Raw genomic sequence first — 18207 nt, 5'->3', positions numbered from 1 at the left:
AATAGTTTACTTTATATTTCCGCTGCCTTGATATTGCAAGGAAAGTAGCGCTAAGCCAGTGGATCCCGCGGTTAATGCCGCGGGAATTCGTTTAAGGTGTGAGCAAATAGTTTACCTTATATTTCCGCTGCATTGATAATGCTAGGATAGCAGCGCTAAGCCAGTGGATCCCGCGGTCAATGCCGCGGGAATTCGTTTAAGGTGTGAGCAAATAGTTTATCTTATATTTCCGCTGCATTGATATTGCAAGGAAAGTAGCGCTAAGCCAGTGGATCCCGCGGTCAATGCCGCGGGAATTCGTTTAAGGTGTGAGCAAATAGTTTATCTTATATTTCCGCTGTATTGATATTGCAAGGATAGTAGCGCTAAGCCAGTGGATCCCGCGGTCAATGCCGCGGGAATTTGTTTGAGGTGTGAGCAAATAGTTTACTTTCTATTTCCGCTGCCTTGATATTGAAAGGATAGCAGCGCTAAAGCATTGGCTTCGGCGATTACGGCCAAGAGAATTCTTTTGAGAGATGACTAAATGCCAGACTTCGAATTCCCGCGGCCGTGACCGCGGGATCCAGGACTTGTAGGGCTTGTAGCCTGTTTGCTCGCAAACAGGATCATGGTTTCTCAAGCTTCTAAATCGAAGCTTATAGTTTGTGCATAAAATCCTGGTTGCGAGCAAACAGGCATAACTTCGAGTTCCCGCTGCTATGACCGCAGGATCTAGAGACTAGAGCTAGGCTGGATTTTCGAAGCTGTGTAGAAGATTCTGCTAAAAGCTGCACCACTCAGGGCCTATAAATCAATGGATATCAGCTCCAGAACAATTTTTCAGGAAATGTGGTAGTACTCTAACTGAGAGTGTGATTCATTGGCTTTGTCATAAAACCAATGAATCTATAACGAACTATTCAATTACACCCGGACTTGGCGCGCTTGGCGTTGAAGAGTCCGGATTATCAAGAACTCTTGGAAATCTTCCCAAGGCAAATAATGCAGGACTATAGCCAAATGCACCAAAGAATGGTCTTGGTCTTAGGAGTGGTTCGGCAAGAGTTTTGCTTTGCTCCTCTATTTTTTCTTCCTGCGTTTGAATCTGTGCTTTTTGCTGTTCAATCGTTTCGAGAAGTTGTCGAATGGTTTCCTCGTGTTGTTTGATCAGGGCTGTTTGTTGCGCTGAACTGGATTGTATTTCTTCCTCTTTTAATGCACTCTGGTCGCTGATCTGTCTTAAACAAGTGTTTTCTTCTTCCAAACGCCGATTTTTTGCCAGTAATTCAGGGACTAACAAGGCATTTTGATGTTCTGAACAGATTCGATAAGCGAATTCATCATATAGTTCATTAGGGAATGCATAGGAAATATTCAGCGTTTCTAAAACTTCCTCTCTTAAAAAAATACCTGAATTACAAAAATAATCGCCAACATAACGTTCATTAATACAACCGGATAGGGCAATTTTTCCTCCAGGAGCTATATCGGTCTGATGCTGAGTCACTTCATAGCTACCGCTTTTTTTTGTGGATAAAAGGCCTTTAATATCGATAAGCAATTTGAATATTTGATTTTTATAGTCGGCAAACTCTTCTTCGGAAAAAGCCTCGCTTTTGCTTAGAAAGGATTTGATTAGCACTATCTCATTTAAAATGTAGGAAAGAAATGGCCTTCGATCGGGATATCCTGTAGTGCAAGTAGTAATTATTTCTTTTAACCTTGTTGAGAAATAAAGCGGATCATCCTGATTCTGGATAATTTTTATTGCCAATGCTCTGGATTTTAATCGTGCGTCGGGTATATCTTTAGCATCAATGAGTTTTTTTCCCATTAAATTGTCGTGATAGCGGATAATTACTGTTGTTAAAGAATAAAGCAACTCTTCTAGTCTAATCATTTAAAACTCCTTTTAAAACATAAATCTATACTCTAAATGTGAAAATCAATAACAGCTTGGTTTTTCACTATATTAAATGTTTTGCTTGAGCGCAAGTGTTTGTTTGCTAGTACATTAAAAGTAAAATTAATACAAAAAGAATGGTAATTTTACTGCTATCACGTACTTTTTGTTGGCAGTACGAGTTATTTGATACGGATATAGTCAAATCTATGCTAATGGCTTAAATAGAAACCCGATGACTTAGCATTAATCCCGGTCATCCATCGCACCTGAGCGCTCTGAACTAACTGTAAATACAGCAATAGCCTCAGGCCAATAAGCCATTATAAATTCAAGCCAAAAAACCCAAATCCGGGAGTCACTGGGCTACTGGTATCATTTGACGACAATATCTTTAAATCATCAACCTTTTGAGTCAGGTACTCAATGGTTTCTTCATGCCGCTGAATGGTTTTTTTTAGATGCGATTCGCTGGATTTGAGCATGCTGTATTGATGAAAGAGCAAATATAGGGCTAATTGCTGTTTTGAAATGGTTGATTTTAATTTTTTTTCAATCTCTTTGGATTCTTCGAGTTGCACTTTTATTTCATGATGTTCAGTATCTGATAGAACACTGTGTGCTTCTTTTGGGGCAGTTAACTCAGTAACTAATAAGGTATTTTGATGTTCTTGACAGAGTTGTTGAGCAAATTCATTAAGTTCCATATCAGTAGAATCCAAATCCAGATTGTACCTATCCATCAGTTCTTCTTTCAAAAAAATACCGGAGTTACATAATTGCCCGCTGTTTAGATAACTGGTGTCAATTAATCCTTCCAGAGAGGTTTTTCCTCCGGGTCTTGTTGCTGTTTTATGCTGGGTGATTATGGACGTTGTTCCCTTGGAGGTTGATAATAACCCCTTAAACCCCTTTAGCATTTCTATTATCTGCTGCTTGTATTCCTCTAACTGACTCGGGCTGAATGAGTTTTGATGATCAATGATGAGTTTCAGGGAACTAAGTTCATTCAATATAAATGAGAGAAATTGTCGTCTATCCGGGTGGTGTTTGGGACACTCTGTAATTAAAGAATCAAAGCGTTCTTTAAAATCGGTCTTACTGTCGTTGATTATTCTTTTCGCTAAAATACGCGATTTTTTCCTTACAAGAGATTCGTCACTTTCATTTATCAGAATTTTCACACCGGATTGTTTGTCATGATATCTTATTATTACGGTGGCTAATGAGTAGAGTAAATCTTCAGATCTTGTCATTTAAAACTCCCTTTAAATGCAAAAAAGCAAGGTATTTGTGGTAATCCCATACACATTGATTGTTCACTATATTTAATGATTTGCCCCAGTGCAAGTTTTTAATTCTTATAAACACATAGGGGTTCAGTGTGCGTGTATCCGTTGATGATTTTGTGTTATTTTTCCTGAATAGATAAAGAAATGGATGTCAGAGTGAGAGCATGACATCCATTGAGAATAAAACAGGGGGTATCAGATTATCTTATGAACTTGCTAAGATTTAGAGGGCTTAATCAACTCTTGCAGTACCTCCTGTCCTTTGTACAACAATGCCCCGGCGATTGTCGTCGTTATTGTCCGAGGTATTGCTCCTTTGAAGAAAAATCCAAGCCGCTGAACTGCACCTCCAATGCTCGGCTGGTTCCAGATGGCTTTGGCATGCTGCAGATAACTTTTTTCATTAACAGGTTCAGTAAGTCCCTGTTGTTTTCTGAATCGCAGTTGATACAAGGGCGTGCTAAAAAAGCCATATGATCCAGCAGTTAACACCAATGCCATGCCTTCCGCCTGTTCTTTTTTAATTCCTTTTGATTGAAAATATTGAGCAAGTGTAGGTATGGCAGTCAAGTATACAGTAGACCAAAGTCCTTCTCTCATCATGATGCTACCCCCTCCCTGAAACAGGGCACGATAACCATTATGTTCGATTATTTTCTGTCGTGTTTCCCGTGATGATGGAAGTTTTGCCAGTTGTTTATTTTGGGCTATCCCTTCAAAGGGTGTGCTTGCTAATCCTGAAAATGCCCCTGCGGTAAATGAAGTGGCAAATTCATACAAAGGAGAAACCTGCTGGCTTTCGGGTTGCATCAGTCTTTTAAGTACAAAGACTACGGCATAGGATGGGATTGCTGAACTTGCATATTCAAATGATCCTGACATGGCAAATCGCCATTGCATCGTTTTTCCATTCAAAACATGATTTGTCCAGTTTAATCCTGGGGTGACCAGGGTCATTACTCCAGCGCCCAGCAAGGGGCCTTGTACAAAGGGAAGTTGTAGGTATCGTTTCCAGATAGGCTGTTCAAACATGTCTTTTTTTGATTGCATAATCGTACCTCATAATGAATTAAAAACTGAGTGTTTGTTCTGCAGGTGATCCACGCCCAGCAGGCGCAGAAATAAACCCTACTAGGCGATAGACTCAAAGAGGATAACGATTAATAAAGATAAAATTAGACCAATTACCAAGGCAGGCAACAAATTAATTGTGTTGTTAGTGGTGGAATTGGTCATTTAATTTGTGTGGTGTTTATAATTTGTTCTTTCAGCCTATCACCGATCAATCTAATGTTCAATAGTTGGATTAAAAAATATTGGCTCTCAACCTTGGGGCGTTTTGACCAATCTGATTTCGACTTCCTGTGGTGCTTAATAGGATGATGATGAATGATCAACATAACCCATTTAATCTAAAGAAAAAATAACTGATTCTAAACGATTCCAATTTCCAGCCGCATACGTTAACATCTTAAGAAGTAACGTGGCGGTAAAAGGTTGTTAAATCAGAGCGCTTTTGGGGCTACAAAGGAGATACAGGGAGATAAATCTGGTGCTCAAACTGTTTAAACCTAAACATCGTTCGATTCTTGGCATTGATATCAGTTCTTCAGCGGTAAAAATACTGGAAATTTCAGGTTCTGGAGATGAACTGTGCGTGCAGGGATATGGACGACAATTAGTTCCCCCCAACGCTCTTGATGGTAACGTAATCAAGGATGTAGACGCCGTCGCCAGTACTATAAAAAAATTGATTAGCAGTGCCAGGTTGAATTGTAAACAGGTAGCTCTTGCCGTTCCCGACTCGGCCGTGATCAGTAAAATAGTTCAAATTAACGATGGCTTGACTGATATGGAAATGGAAGAACTGGTGGTCATTGAAGCCGATAAATACATTCCCTATCCAATTGATGAAATTAACCTTGATTTTGAGATTTTAGGGCACTCTGCAAAAAATTCCGCAATGTTGGACGTATTGATTGTTGCTTCTCGGGCTGAAAATGTGAACAGCCGCGTCGAGGCCGTAACTCGTGCGGGCCTGGAAGCAAAAATTGTCGATGTTGAATCTTATGCAGTAGAACGGGCTGCTCAACAACTGTCATCGGAATTACCCGCCGGAGGACAAGATAAGATAGTCGCGATCATCGATATTGGTGCTAACTATACTCACCTTTTTGTATTGCATGGGATGAAACTGATCTTCTCAAGAGAAGAAAAATTTGGTGGCATGCAGTTAATCGAAGCAATAGCTGAACATTATAATATGTCTTCTGAACAGGCGTTAATTGCAAAAGAAGAAGGGAAATTGCCTCCTGATTTTGATACAGAGGTTCTTGAACCATTTAAAGACATGGTTTTGTTGCAAATTAAGCGAACTCTACAGTTTTTTTATTCTACCAGCCAACATGGTTTTGTTGATCACATTTTGTTGGCAGGGGGCTTGGCTCGTCAGCCGGGATTAGCTCTTCTGATTCAAGAACAACTAGGCGTATCCACCACAGTGGCCAATCCATTATCACATATGTCATTTGGTAAAATGGTCAATTTGGAATCCATAAATAACGATGCTCCTGCCTTAATGGTTGCTTGCGGGCTGGCACTGAGGCATTTAGAGTGAACCATGACTGAAATTAATCTGCTACCATGGCGTGAACACAAGCGAGAGCAAGAAAAGAAGCTCTTTACAACCATGTCTCTGATAGGGATAGTGTGTGCAGCAGTCATTGTCTTTTTAATTAATTCGTACGCGGTTCATCTGGTAAACAATCAAACAGCACGGAATCAAATGCTACAAAAGGAAATTTCCAGTTTAGATGAACAGATAAAGGAAATTAAAGTATTAAAACAAATCCGTGAGGGATTAATCTCCCGAATGTCCATTGTTCAGAATTTACAATCGACACGAACTCTTACGGTTCATTTATTTGATGAATTAATTAAAGTGATGCCCTCCGGGATTTATGTTACCAAACTGGAGCGACAATATGATATCGTAACAGTATGGGGATATGCTGAATCAAATACTAATATTTCCATTCTCATGCGAAGTATAGAAAATAATGCCTGGATTCAATCACCAGTGTTAACAGAGATTAAGAAAATGGATGATACCAAGCAAGCGGCAGATAATGAATTTAAATTAAGCTTTATGCTTAAATCTAAATACTAGACTGGTAACCCTATTATGAATACAGTCAATATAAGCGAACTCACACTGGAAAATGTAGGTCAATGGCCTACGGCGGTTAAAATTGGGGTAATTGCCGGACTGAGTTTTTTGATCATTGCATTAGGCTATTGGTTAGTAGTTAAAGCTAATTTTGAACAGTATGAGACTCTGCAGACTCAGGAGGCAACCTTAAGGGAAGAGTTTGAAAAGAAACAGCATCAAGCCTCCAATTTACAAGCGTACAGAAATCAATTGCAACTTATGAACGAACGTTTTGGTACTATGCTGAGGCAATTACCTGCAAAGAATGAGATGCCCGGATTGTTGGAAGAAATTTCTAAAACCGGTGTGACCTCGGGATTAAATTTTGAGTTATTTGCACCGCAAGCTGAAGTAGTTCATGATTTCTATATTGAATTGCCGATTAAAATTACAGTAGTGGGTACTTACATGCAGTTGGCCATTTTTTTAAGCCGCGTAGCAGAAATGAACAGAATTGTGACTTTGCATGAATTTACTATTCAAGGGGAATCTTCTAAAGACAGTAAAACCGTTTCAGAGGATGAATTAGTGATGAACATCACAGCTAAAATATATCGATACCGAGCACAATGATCAAATATAAAGAGTGTAGACATGCAGTGCTACTAGGAGCCTTATCATTGCTGCTCAGTGCCTGTTCGGGTGATAATAGTGATTTGGTGAAGTACATCAATGACATAAAATCGCGCCCTAGCAAACCGATAGAACCTATACCCAAATTCGCCCCATTGCCCGTTTTTAAATTTCCTGACAATGATCAACGGCGCAGTCCGTTTAAACCCGTAGTTTTGAAGAAAAATGCCGATTTGTATGCTCCTGATCAAAAGAGATTAAAACAGCCGCTGGAAGCATATCCTCTGGATGCATTAAAATTTGTCGGGATATTAGAACGAGATTCTGTTATCTGGGCCTTGATAAAACAACCCGATCAGCAAATAACTCGAGTCAGAGTTGGGGATTATATGGGACAAAATTACGGCCGGATAATTATTATCACACAAGAATTGATTAAACTTGAAGAAACTGTAAAAGATACAGGGTCGTGGGAAAAAAAAATAACCACAATTAAATTGGATACTGGCAAGTAGGAGCGCAGGGTGCGGAAGATTATCGCTATTTTGATTATGTTAGGTGCTGGTTTCGGTGTGGCATTTTCCCAGGAAAATTCGTTGACCTCAGTCAAACTAATTCCATTGCCCGAAGATAGGGTACGTATCGATTTTCAATTTACTCATCCCCTAAAGCAGCTTCCTGCAAGTTTCATCACGCAGAAACCAGCGCGGATAGTACTCGATTTTATTAAGACTGATATGCAACTACCTTCCGATCAGAAGATGAAAAAAGTGGAGTTGGGATCTTTAAAATCCTACACTGTTGTTGCTGTGGCAGATAGAGTGAGAGCAATATTGGATCTGCAACGTACTGTTTCTTATTCCGGTAGTTCTGCCGGGAATATTTATAGCCTGGTTTTAAACGGCAAGAGTAATGAAATATATCAGGGTAATAAAGAAGTATTCATCACCAACCAGGTTGTGAATGCAAAGCATCAAATCAATCGCATTGATTTTCGCGGCATAGAAAAGCAGGGCGGACGAGTGCTTATAGACGTTTCCGACGCCAGTATTCCAATTGATGTAACTCAGGTTGGCAAGGAAGTGGTTGTTAATTTTATTAATACCAAAATCCCCACTAATTTAATGAAACGATTTGATGTTGCTGACTTTCATAGCCCGGCTCAGGTGATTACGATGCAACAGGACGGTAAAAATGTTCGTATGACCATTCTGAACAAAGGGGACTATGGACATTTTGTGTATCAGGTGAACAAGCAATTCATGGTTGATATATTCCCTTTGACTGCGGAAGAAGTTCAGCAGGCAAAGCTTAAAAAGCAAGTGTTTACTGGTAAGCGGATTTCCCTGAATTTCCAGAACATCAATATTCGTGCCGTTCTGCAGTTACTCGCTGATTTTACTGGGATTAATATGGTGGTGAGCGATAAAGTCCAGGGGGATATTACCCTTCGCTTGAATGATACTCCCTGGGATCAGGCTTTGGATATTATATTGACCACTCAGGGATTGGATAAACGTAAAACTGGTAATGTCATGTTGATAGATACCAAAGCGTCCTTGGATAAAATGGAAGAGGATGAGCTTAAAAGCCAACAGACTATCGAGAAACTTGAACCGATTCGATCTGATTTGATTCAAATTAATTATGCAAAAGCTTCAGACATTGCAATCTTGATTAAAGACAAAACAAACTCACTTTTATCTCCCAGAGGTAAAATCAGTGTTGATGCCAGGACAAATACCCTTTGGATTCAGGACACAGGTCTTAAAATTGAAGAGGTCCGGGAGTTAATCAAGCAATTGGATGTCGCTGTTAAACAGGTCCAAATTGAAGCTCGAATTGTAGAGGTAAATAAAAATTTCAGTCAGGATCTTGGTATTCGATGGGGGGTTTCCAAGCCAACTCATTTAAGCGGTACTTTGGAGGGGGCAAATCAGTTGCAATTGCCTCAGGGTATAGCCAATCCGGCAAACGTGCCAATAGCTCAGCGTTTAAACCTGGATTTGATTGCCGCTCCAAATAATGCCATACCTGCATCTGTTGGTATCGCCTTGGCAAGGTTGGGAGATAACATCTTATTGGATTTGGAGTTATCCGCTTTGGAGAGTCAAGGGCAAGCAGAACTGATTTCAAGTCCCAGTGTTATTACTACCAATCAACAGGCTGCTGTTATTGAATCAGGTAAAGAAATACCTTATCAGGAATCTACTTCGAGTGGAGCAACCGCAGTGGCATTCAAAAAAGCGGTGTTGAGTTTGAAAGTTACCCCACAAATTACACCAGATAATAAAATCCTGATGGATTTGCAGATTAATCAGGATGCTGATTCTGGTGAGCGAGTACTTGGAGTTCCTATTATTCTGACAAAACAGATACAGACCAATGTCTTGGTGAATAACGGGCAGACGATAGTGCTCGGTGGAATCTACAAACAAGATAAAAATAAAGCCATTAAAAGAATTCCTTTTCTGGGCGAGCTACCCGTTGTAGGGATTTTATTCAGTAACAAACAGATAAGATTGGACAATGAGGAGTTGCTCATTTTCATCACTCCGAGGATAATAACGAATTCCTTATCGATTACAACGATTCAAGGGCGTGAAAAAGAGGTCTATAAATAATCTCAATTAAGTCTATAGATCTGATAAACTATAATTATAGAGGATTTTAGTATCTATTCGTTGTAGAATAGGTCATATAAATTCGTAGTCAGTAGTTTTAAAAACATATTCAAAACGAATATGCGTTAAATTTAAGGCACTTCAGATGCTGTTTTATTGAAAATGGCCTATGGAATTTGTTTAATATCATAAAATCAACTAAGACGTGTATCTAATTTGTTGTTATAATGGATTTGTTAATTATGACACAACAGTTAATGAGGTATGTAAGAAAAAATGAGCATAGTTAAAGTACGAAATATTTTTCTCATTGGCCCCATGGGTGCTGGAAAAAGCACAATAGGCCGTGCTTTGGCAAAGGAGCTCAAATTAGAATTCTTTGATTCGGATGAGGTCATTGAAGAGCGTGCTGGTGCCGATATATCATGGATTTTTGATATTGAAGGGGAGGAAGGATTCAGACGTCGAGAGCAGAAAGTTATTGATGAGTTAACTCAAAAAACCAACATAGTATTAGCAACTGGTGGTGGAGTCGTCATCACTCCGGAAAACAGAAATGCTCTGGCTGGTCGAGGCACCGTTATCTACCTAAAAACATCTTTGCAACAACAATTTGAACGAACCAAGCGTGATACCAAGCGTCCTTTATTGCAAACTGAAGATCTGGAAGGCAGATTAGAGTCCTTAAGAGACGAACGCGAGCCATTTTATGATGAGTTAGCTGATGTGAGCTTTGAAACTGATAAATTAACGGTGAAGGCTGTAGCGAATAACATTATAAAATATATCTATGGCGAAATTTGAGGCTTATTCTCAGGTTGATGTCTGTTTGCCGGGATATCAGTACCCTATCATCATCTGTCGCAAGGGTCTTAATGACGCTTCATTATTGCGGCATTGGATTCCCTCACAACAGGTACTGATAGTCACTAACGATACCGTCGCGCCGCTTTATTTGTCGCTCATACAATCTGCTTTTGCATCAATTCAATGCGATGCAGTTATTTTAAAAGACGGTGAAGAGTTTAAAAATCAACAGAGTTTATTTACCATTTATGATGCATTAATTCGAAACAAGCATCATAGAGACACGACAATTGTTGCTCTTGGTGGTGGAGTAATTGGTGATGTCGCAGGTTTTGCAGCCTCAACGTATCAGCGAGGCGTACCCTTTACTCAGATTCCTACTACATTGTTAGCGCAGATTGATGCTTCAGTTGGGGGTAAAACAGCCATTAACCATTCACTTGGTAAAAATTTGATAGGCAGTTTTTATCAGCCTAATGCTGTATTAATCGATTTAAATACCCTTGAAACTTTGCCGGACAGAGAGTTTCGTTCGGGTTTGGCGGAAATGATAAAATATTCATTATTGGTAGGTGGTGATTTTTTATACCGTCTTTTGGATGCTTTGAAATCCGGGTTAACTCAAAACAGTTCAGAACTTCCTGACTTGATTGCTCATTGTTGTAAAATCAAGGCTGAGATTGTTGCTGGAGATGAGAGGGAATCAGGCCAACGCGCGCTTCTAAATCTTGGCCATACTTTTGCCCATGCACTTGAGGCTTACACACAGTATCAAAGGTGGCTACATGGCGAAGCTGTAGCAATAGGGTTGTATTGCTCCTCCATTTTATCCTGCAATATGGGATTGCTTGATGCAAAAGTAGTTGAATTGGTTGAGCAGATGCTGGAATATGCTCATTTACCTCACAAAATACCTAAATCAATTGATTTGAAACAATTAACGGATTTAATGAGTCTTGATAAAAAAATTAAAAACAACTGTTTACGATTTGTAGTGATTAAAGAGCCTGGTTATTGTTATCTTGATGATAAAGTAACTGCTAACTGTTTGCATAATACGCTTATGAATGCTGTAGAAGGAGAATAAAAATGATAGATGGAAAGATTCAGCCTGATACTGGTGCTGGAAATCAACCTAGAATGCTTTTTAAACCCGGATCATGGTTAGCCAAGATCGATTTCATTAATCATTTGGTTCTTTTTAACAATGTTTTGATTACTTTACTTTCCGAGAAAGAGGGTGGAAAAACATCCTTCAGTTCTTTATTACAACAAAATCTGGATCAACAGATAAAACCTGTTTTTATGTCGATAAAGCCTCCATGCAATGAACAAGAAATCATCAGTGATATTGCTGCGCAATTGCATTTAAATGCAAGTTCAGAGACCAGTTTTGCGTCTATAGTAACCCAAATTAATGAACGTAAGGCTCATGTTTTGCTGATTATCGATGATGCGCAAAATTTGCCAGAGTCTTTTATCAAAGAGGCAATGACCGCGATTAAAAGCCAGGAAGATTTTGGCTTTTTTCATCTGTGTCTGGTTTCTGATTATTCATTGGTCGCTGCGCTTAATCAATTAGCGGTCGATCAATATAATAATTTAATTCATACCATTGAATTGGGTCCATTGAATGAGAGTGAGACAAGAACCTATATGTTGCAGCGTGCAATGGCGGGTCGTTTAATTAACAAACCACTTACTGATGTGCAATTTAAACAGTTTTATCAGTTCACAAAAGGCAGTTTGGCAAAAATAAACTCGAATCTTGAATCCTACATTCATAAGTGCTCAACTCAAAAAGACACTAACAAGATGGCCATCTTGAAGCGCACCAGTATGGCTTTAGGTGCTGTTGCAGTAGCGGGACTATCTTATGTTTATTTTAGTGGCATCTCTAATGAGGAACGATTTCCACAGATGGCGCAATTAACAACCTTGCCGTCAATATCATCAGTAGTGCGTGAAATTAAAGTCGCCCGGATTGAAACACCCATAAGTTATATCGCCTCATGGCAGGATTCTTCAACACATCAATTGATGCATTATGCTCTTCCTAAAAAGCAGATTCTGGATGATTTGGAAGAGGGCGAACAGGAATTGAATACTGTAGCATTAGTCGATAAGGTTGTTGTTATTCCTACTGTAAAAGCAAGAAAAGAATTGATAGAAATGCAACTTCCTGTAGCGCAGGTAGCTGCTGTACAAGAGTCAAAACTGGTTGAGTTCAAAAAGCCTGAACCAGCAACGCTGGCGAGCAAACCAGAAGATCAAAAATCAGGCAGTAACCTTTATACCATTCAATTAGTAGCAAGTCATAATGAAAGTGATATACATCGCTTTAGAACAAATAATAAATTGTTTGCCAATACAAAGATAAGGCATTTTAAAAATGCAAAAGGCAGCTGGTATATACTGACTTATGGTGAATATGACAGTAGAACATTGGCTCAACGTACGACTAATCAATTACCGCCTGAGTTGGCTAAATTAAAACCCTGGATCAGGCCGGTAGCTGGGCTCTCCAATATCGGTTGATCCCTAAGACGGTCATATTTGGCGCATCTTAAGCGAAAAAGCCCGAGAAAAATGCTCAAAATACTTATGTATGCTGCGCTTTTTCTCGGGCTTTTTCGCTTAACCTGCACTCAAATCTGACCGTCTTGCTGGGTTAAATCTTTGGCGTATCAATAGATTGAAAAATGCTCACATATTGATGTATGTTGCGCTTTTTATCGGGTCTTTTCGCTTAAACCTGCACTTAAAGGATTACTCGTCATCCCGAGCATAGCGAGGGATCTCCACGCAGTGGCGTAATTTTTAAAGTATCGATTGGTATAAATCGTTCCAATTAGAATTGAATGAATTAACAAGATCATTCTTTTTGTTTCGTGACCAACCTTTTATCTGTTTCTCACGTTCAATAGCTAAAACAATTGTGTCGAAAATTTCATAATAGACAAGCCGATCTACATTGTATTTTTGGGTAAAACCTTTTATCAATTTATTTTTATGTTCATAAATACGACGTATCAGATTATTGGTGACACCAACATATAAAACAGTGTTATAAGCATTTGCTACAAAGTACATATACGATTGGTTTTGCATAAAATGTTCCTTTTTGGTGTGGACTTTTTACCCTGATTATGATTATTAGGGGATAAATATAATATCAGAGGAAATAACCTGAAACGTAGCATACTTTAATGTCGTATAATCTTAAGCTCTGTTTCCAGCCTCATTCAGGAGATCCCTCGCTTCACTCGGGATGACGGTTTTTTATTCGTGATTCAGAATATACACGTCATCCAGAATGTACACGTCATCCAGAATGTGCACGTCATCCTGAACGCAGTGAAGGATCTCCCTTCAAGTGGCAACGCACTCGATTTCCAGAAAAATCCAGGAGATCCCTCGCTTCACTCGGGATGACGGTTTTTTATTCGTCATTCAGAATGCATTCGTCATCCAGAATGTACACGTCATCCTGAATGTGCACGTCATCCTGAACGCAGTGAAGGATCTCCCTTCAAGTGGCTCCGCACTCGACTTCCAACACAATCCAGGAGATCCCTCGCTTCACTCGGGATGACGGTTTTTTATTCGTCATTCAGAATGTACACGTCATCCTGAACGCAGTGAAGGATCTCCCCTCAAGTGGCACCGCACTCGACTTCCCGCACAATCCAGGAGATCCTTCGTTTCACTCGGGATGACGGGGCATTGATGCGTGCTTAACTGTTCTGAGGTTTTAATTTTTTTATACTGTTTAAATGAATCATCTTGATGTTATGAGTTTAAACTGAGAAAAAGTGTTCTTTATAAGTACTGTCATTATTAGAAAATACTTTGGACTTTCTTGCCCATACTAAATATCCAGCAATTGCCAAACCGGTATAAATCAGCATCAATACACAGTGAAAGGGTAGGTTTTTATTGAGATACATTACGGCAAAAAGAGCATCCGTTATAAACCATAATACCCAGGTTGCTATGATTTTGTGGCACATTAACCATTGCGCTACAAGACTCAATGATGTCGTTGCCGCATCAAGGATTGCAACAGTAGAGTGAGTTAAGGTGTGTAAAATATAAAAAATGAAGAGAAACACAGCTACCAAAGTTAGCATCAACAATAACCATTGAGTCATGGTCAGTGTTCCTAATGGTTTTTGCGTTGAGTTATCTTTAATTAAGGATTGCTTATACCATATTGACCAACCATAACACATGCTGAGGAAGTATCCTATTTCAAGCATCATGTCGGCATAAATTCCTTTATGCCAATAGAGCCATCCATTCAGGATGGTGGCTAAAATTCCAATCGGCCAAGCTTTATTATTCAGGCGAATAAAAAAATAAGTTGAGAGCAGGGATGTTAAAGCACCAACTAAATCAAATAACATGGGACGTACCCTGATAAAGGCCGAATTACATTCTGCTTCGACTGTGTTTAGCACATGAATAAGTCAGGGATCTATATCATAAATACCATGAAATTAACAATCATAATGAAGTACAAACTTAAAATCTTGGACAATCAATTCAGTCTAATTATGGGAAATTTAGTCGGGATCTGCTAATCTTAACTCAGATAACGGATTTTTAAGGAGAACATGATGTATAAGAGGGTACTATTTGCTACGGACTTTGATGAGGTAGGGATCAGGGCTGCTGAGAAAGCAAAGAAAATTGCAGATGAAAACAGCGCTGATCTGATACTGGTTCATGTTGTTGAACCCATCCCGGCTTATGCATATCCTGGATTTGCTGGATTTGCTGAAGTCGAGTTGTCCATTCGTGAACAAGCTGAGAAAGAATTGGATGAGCTGGCGGATAAATTAGGCGTTGATGCGAAACACCGGTTTATTGAATTCGGTTCTACTAAAAATGAGATATTAAGAGTAGCGAAAGAACATAAAATCGATTTAATCGTAACAGGCAGTCATGGTAAACATGGTTTGTCTTTATTGTTAGGCTCTACTGCAAATGCAATATTGCATGGCGCTGAATGTGACGTATTAATTGTCCGGCCTAAAATCGATCATTAATTGAATGGGAACTGCTTGAGATTGCTGTTAAATTCAGTTTGTGTTTATAAGCTATTAATTATTACCAACGCGTTGAGATATGAAGAGTGAATCTCGGCATTTTTTAAACCTATTTCATCTGGCTCAATACCACCTCTCCTCCACGTGAAGCGTGGGGGAGAGTGAATTTTAATTCCTTAGCCTGCCAGATATGGGCATAGCGACTGACCTTGCTATCCTGTTCACAAGACTCATCTTTTTAATACTCTTTCTTCGCCCGAACTGACTGGATCTGGCCGAGTTACTGAACCCTGGCTAAAAATTGAATATGAGCCAAGGAGGGTAGAAGTACCGATATCTGATGAAGATGTGGGTGTTGATAAACCAGGGCCAGCATCATTGCTGGGTATGGTTGAATCCGGGCTAGTTTGATTGGCTGTTTGTTGTTTCGCTTGTTCCAATACTTCTTCAAGAAAACGTACGGATTGGTACTGTTCTAAGCGTTTCGCTTTATCCATAACGGTATCGCCATCGCGGCTCTTTACCAGTAGTGCTCCAGCCCTTGCTGTCTCAGGCAGGCAATCTAGAAGCAGTTTTAGAGATTCGGGTTGGTTTGATATATGGTGCAACACGGTATTTCCATCGCAGTCCTTTGTCATTAGAGCGTCAGCTCGTGCTGTCATCGGCAGGCAGTCCAGAAGAAGTTTTAGTGATTTTGGATAGTCTACGGCCCAGTGCAACAGGGTTTCATGGTAATTGTTTCTTGCCATGACGGCGTCAGCTTTTGTTGTTTCAGGCAGGCAGTCCAGAAGCAGTTTCAGTGCTTCTGGAGATTTTGTGGCCCAGTGTAATACGGTATTGCCATCATCGTTCTTTGTCATTATGACACCAGCTCTCTTTGTCTCGGGCAAGCAGGTCAAAAGCAGATTCAGAGAACCGGGGTTATTTGCGGCCTCGTGCAACACGCTATTGCCATTCTTGTTGCGTATCATTACGGCCTCAGCCCTTGCTGTCTCGGACAGGCAGTCTATTAGCAGTTTTAAGGATTCGGGATACTTTGCAGACAGGTACAGCATGTTTTCATCATTACGGTTCCTTGCCATCACAGCATCAGTTTTTACTCCCTCGGGTAGGCAGTTCAGAAGCAGTTTTAGAGACTCGGGATAGCCTGCAGCCCATTGCAACACGGGTTCGGTATTATGGGTTCTTTTTATCACAGCGTTTGTCCTTGCTACCTCGGGTAGGCAGTCCAGAAGCAGTTTTAGCGATTCGGGATAATGTGCTGCATGATGCAGTACGGTCGAGCCATATCGGCTGCACGCCATCACAGCGTTAGCCTTTGCTGGCAAAGAGAGTTTGTCCAGAAGCTGCTTCACTATATTGGGACTAATTTTTACTGCTCGATGCAGGATGGTATCGCCATCTTTGTTGCATTTCATTATAACGTTAACTCTTGTTGTTTCGGGCAGGCAATCCAGAAGCAGATTCAGTGATTCGAAATGGCCTGAGACAAAGTCAAGCACCGAATAACCATATCTATTGCTTATCATCAAAGCGTCAGCTCTTGATGTCTTGGGCAACCAATCGTGAAGTAGCTTCAGGTATGCGAAGTTGTTTGCGACCAGATGCAGCGCGGTATTTCCATCATTGTTTTGTATCATTACGAGACCAGCTCGCGCTACCTCAGGAATGCAATTGAGTAGTTGCTCCAAGAGCTCTGGGCAAAATTTTAAGACCTGGTGCAGCACTGCATGGCCATCACCGTTTTTTATCATCAATGCGTCAGCTCTTTCTGTTTCGGGCAGTCGGTCCAAAAGCTGTTTCAGGGTTTGGGGACTACATTGTACGGCTCGATGCAGAACGGTATTTCCATCATTGTTCTGTACCATAGCAGCACCAATTCGTGAAGTTTCGGGAAGGCAATCGAACAGTTGTTCCAGTAGTTCTGGGTCATATTCCATAACCTGGTGCAGCACTGCATGGCCATCACCGTTTTTTATCATCAATGCGTCAGCTCTTTCTGCCTCGGGCAGGCGGTCCAGAAGCGTTTTCAGAGTTTTGGGACATTTTTTTGCAGTTAAATGCAGTACGGTATTATTAAATGGTGTTTTTTCCATCACGGTTCCTGTTCTTGCTCCTTCAGGCAAGCAGTCTAAAATCTGTTTAAGGAGTTTGGGGCGTATTGATGCCACCTGGTGCATGAGGTTCGTGCCATATTGGTTCGTTGTAATAAGTACGTTGATTCGTTCATGTTCGGATAGTGTCTGGAGAAACCATTGGACAAAGAGCATGTGTTTGTTATTGAGGGCGAGATTAAGTGGGGTGTAGAAATTTTTGTAGTTCACTTTATAGTTTGCGCCTCTTTCAAGCAGTGCTGCAGCAAAACGTGTATTTCCTCGCGTTGCGGCAAGATGAAACGGAGCTAATCCTTCGTTGCTGGTAGCATTAGGCTCAAAACCTTGATGTTTGACTATATTCCGTAGAACAGTTTCGGACACATCGGTAGACGCCGCTAGCAGTATCGCAATATCAAGGCTGGATGCGGGCGTGATAGTGCCGGGTGTGAGCAGCACAGGAACGGAAGGTTCTCCTGTCGAGTCAGGTGCAGCAATACGTTCAACCTGAGCAAGCAGCGCTTCGGGCCAGGAATCTCGTGAAAGTGCATCGCCTGCGGTGTTCTGCTCCTGATTGCATCGGTTGCGGATGAATTCAAGCAGTTTGGGAAGGCACTGTTGAAACAGGAGCGACCAGGTGTCAGCAGGATAGCACAGAGCATGAAGCA

General features: G+C 40.4%; 15 protein-coding genes. 9 read left to right on the top strand and 6 right to left on the bottom strand.

Features of this window, described 5'->3' with window-relative positions; translation table 11 throughout:
* Positions 1 to 898: 898 nt before the first annotated feature.
* The 3 genes from ELY21_RS11180 to ELY21_RS11170 form a co-directional block, all read right to left on the bottom strand.
* Complete coding sequence (locus ELY21_RS11180; protein ID WP_127109536.1) at positions 899 to 1882, bottom strand: hypothetical protein; 984 nt, start codon at positions 1880 to 1882, stop codon at positions 899 to 901.
* Between the two features lie 326 nt (positions 1883 to 2208).
* Positions 2209 to 3141 carry a hypothetical protein gene (locus ELY21_RS11175; RefSeq protein WP_127109534.1) on the bottom strand — a complete coding sequence of 311 codons (933 nt, stop codon included), beginning with the start codon at positions 3139 to 3141 and terminating at the stop codon, positions 2209 to 2211.
* A 252-nt stretch (positions 3142 to 3393) separates the two neighbouring features.
* Positions 3394 to 4227, bottom strand: coding sequence for an MC/SLC25 family protein (locus ELY21_RS11170; protein WP_127109532.1), 834 nt, complete (start codon positions 4225 to 4227; stop codon positions 3394 to 3396).
* 502 nt (positions 4228 to 4729) lie between these two features.
* Here ELY21_RS11170 and pilM point away from each other — a divergent pair.
* The 8 genes from pilM to ELY21_RS11130 all read left to right on the top strand — a co-directional run bounded on the left by pilM (position 4730) and on the right by ELY21_RS11130 (position 12930).
* Positions 4730 to 5794, top strand: a complete 1065-nt coding sequence (gene pilM / locus ELY21_RS11165; RefSeq protein ID WP_028384365.1) for a type IV pilus assembly protein PilM — start codon at positions 4730 to 4732, stop codon at positions 5792 to 5794.
* Between the two features lie 3 nt (positions 5795 to 5797).
* A complete protein-coding gene (locus ELY21_RS11160; protein ID WP_127109529.1) occupies positions 5798 to 6346 on the top strand; it encodes a PilN domain-containing protein in 549 nt (182 codons plus the stop codon).
* Between the two features lie 15 nt (positions 6347 to 6361).
* Positions 6362 to 6961, top strand: a complete 600-nt coding sequence (locus ELY21_RS11155; RefSeq protein WP_127109527.1) for a type 4a pilus biogenesis protein PilO — start codon at positions 6362 to 6364, stop codon at positions 6959 to 6961.
* A complete protein-coding gene (locus ELY21_RS11150) occupies positions 6958 to 7476 on the top strand; it encodes a pilus assembly protein PilP (RefSeq protein WP_127109525.1) in 519 nt (172 codons plus the stop codon). Before ELY21_RS11155 ends, ELY21_RS11150 begins: the two co-directional genes overlap by 4 nt.
* Positions 7477 to 7485: 9 nt before the next feature.
* Positions 7486 to 9585, top strand: a complete 2100-nt coding sequence (pilQ, locus tag ELY21_RS11145; protein ID WP_127109523.1) for a type IV pilus secretin PilQ — start codon at positions 7486 to 7488, stop codon at positions 9583 to 9585.
* 276 nt (positions 9586 to 9861) lie between these two features.
* Positions 9862 to 10389: a shikimate kinase AroK gene (aroK, locus tag ELY21_RS11140; protein ID WP_127109521.1), complete on the top strand. Its 528-nt coding sequence runs from the start codon at positions 9862 to 9864 to the stop codon at positions 10387 to 10389.
* Positions 10376 to 11479, top strand: a complete 1104-nt coding sequence (gene aroB / locus ELY21_RS11135; protein WP_127109519.1) for a 3-dehydroquinate synthase — start codon at positions 10376 to 10378, stop codon at positions 11477 to 11479. The genes aroK and aroB overlap by 14 nt, the downstream gene beginning before the upstream one ends.
* A 2-nt stretch (positions 11480 to 11481) precedes the next feature.
* Complete coding sequence (locus ELY21_RS11130) at positions 11482 to 12930, top strand: SPOR domain-containing protein (RefSeq protein ID WP_127109517.1); 1449 nt, start codon at positions 11482 to 11484, stop codon at positions 12928 to 12930.
* 282 nt (positions 12931 to 13212) lie between these two features.
* Here the strand turns inward: ELY21_RS11130 and ELY21_RS11125 are convergent, their stop codons facing one another.
* Both ELY21_RS11125 and pnuC read right to left on the bottom strand, forming a co-directional pair.
* The gene (locus ELY21_RS11125) at positions 13213 to 13503 is read right to left on the bottom strand and encodes a GIY-YIG nuclease family protein (RefSeq protein ID WP_028384358.1); all 291 of its coding nucleotides are present in this window, start codon (positions 13501 to 13503) and stop codon (positions 13213 to 13215) included.
* Between the two features lie 689 nt (positions 13504 to 14192).
* Positions 14193 to 14801 (bottom strand): nicotinamide riboside transporter PnuC, encoded by a 609-nt coding sequence (pnuC, locus tag ELY21_RS11120; protein WP_127109515.1) that lies wholly within the window; start codon positions 14799 to 14801, stop codon positions 14193 to 14195.
* A 213-nt stretch (positions 14802 to 15014) separates the two neighbouring features.
* On the opposite strand from pnuC, the gene ELY21_RS11115 reads away from it, so the two are divergent.
* Positions 15015 to 15446 (top strand): universal stress protein, encoded by a 432-nt coding sequence (locus ELY21_RS11115; RefSeq protein WP_127109641.1) that lies wholly within the window; start codon positions 15015 to 15017, stop codon positions 15444 to 15446.
* Between the two features lie 230 nt (positions 15447 to 15676).
* On the opposite strand, the gene ELY21_RS11110 is transcribed toward ELY21_RS11115, so the two are convergent.
* The coding region (locus ELY21_RS11110) for an ankyrin repeat domain-containing protein (protein ID WP_199741700.1) at positions 15677 to 18207 on the bottom strand (2531 nt) is incomplete at its 5' end.

It is taken from the genome of Legionella sp. km535 (assembly GCF_003990085.1).
Lineage (GTDB): Bacteria > Pseudomonadota > Gammaproteobacteria > Legionellales > Legionellaceae > Legionella > Legionella moravica.
The sequence above is the reverse complement of the archived record's forward strand: the minus strand, read 5'-3'. Positions and strand labels throughout refer to the sequence as shown.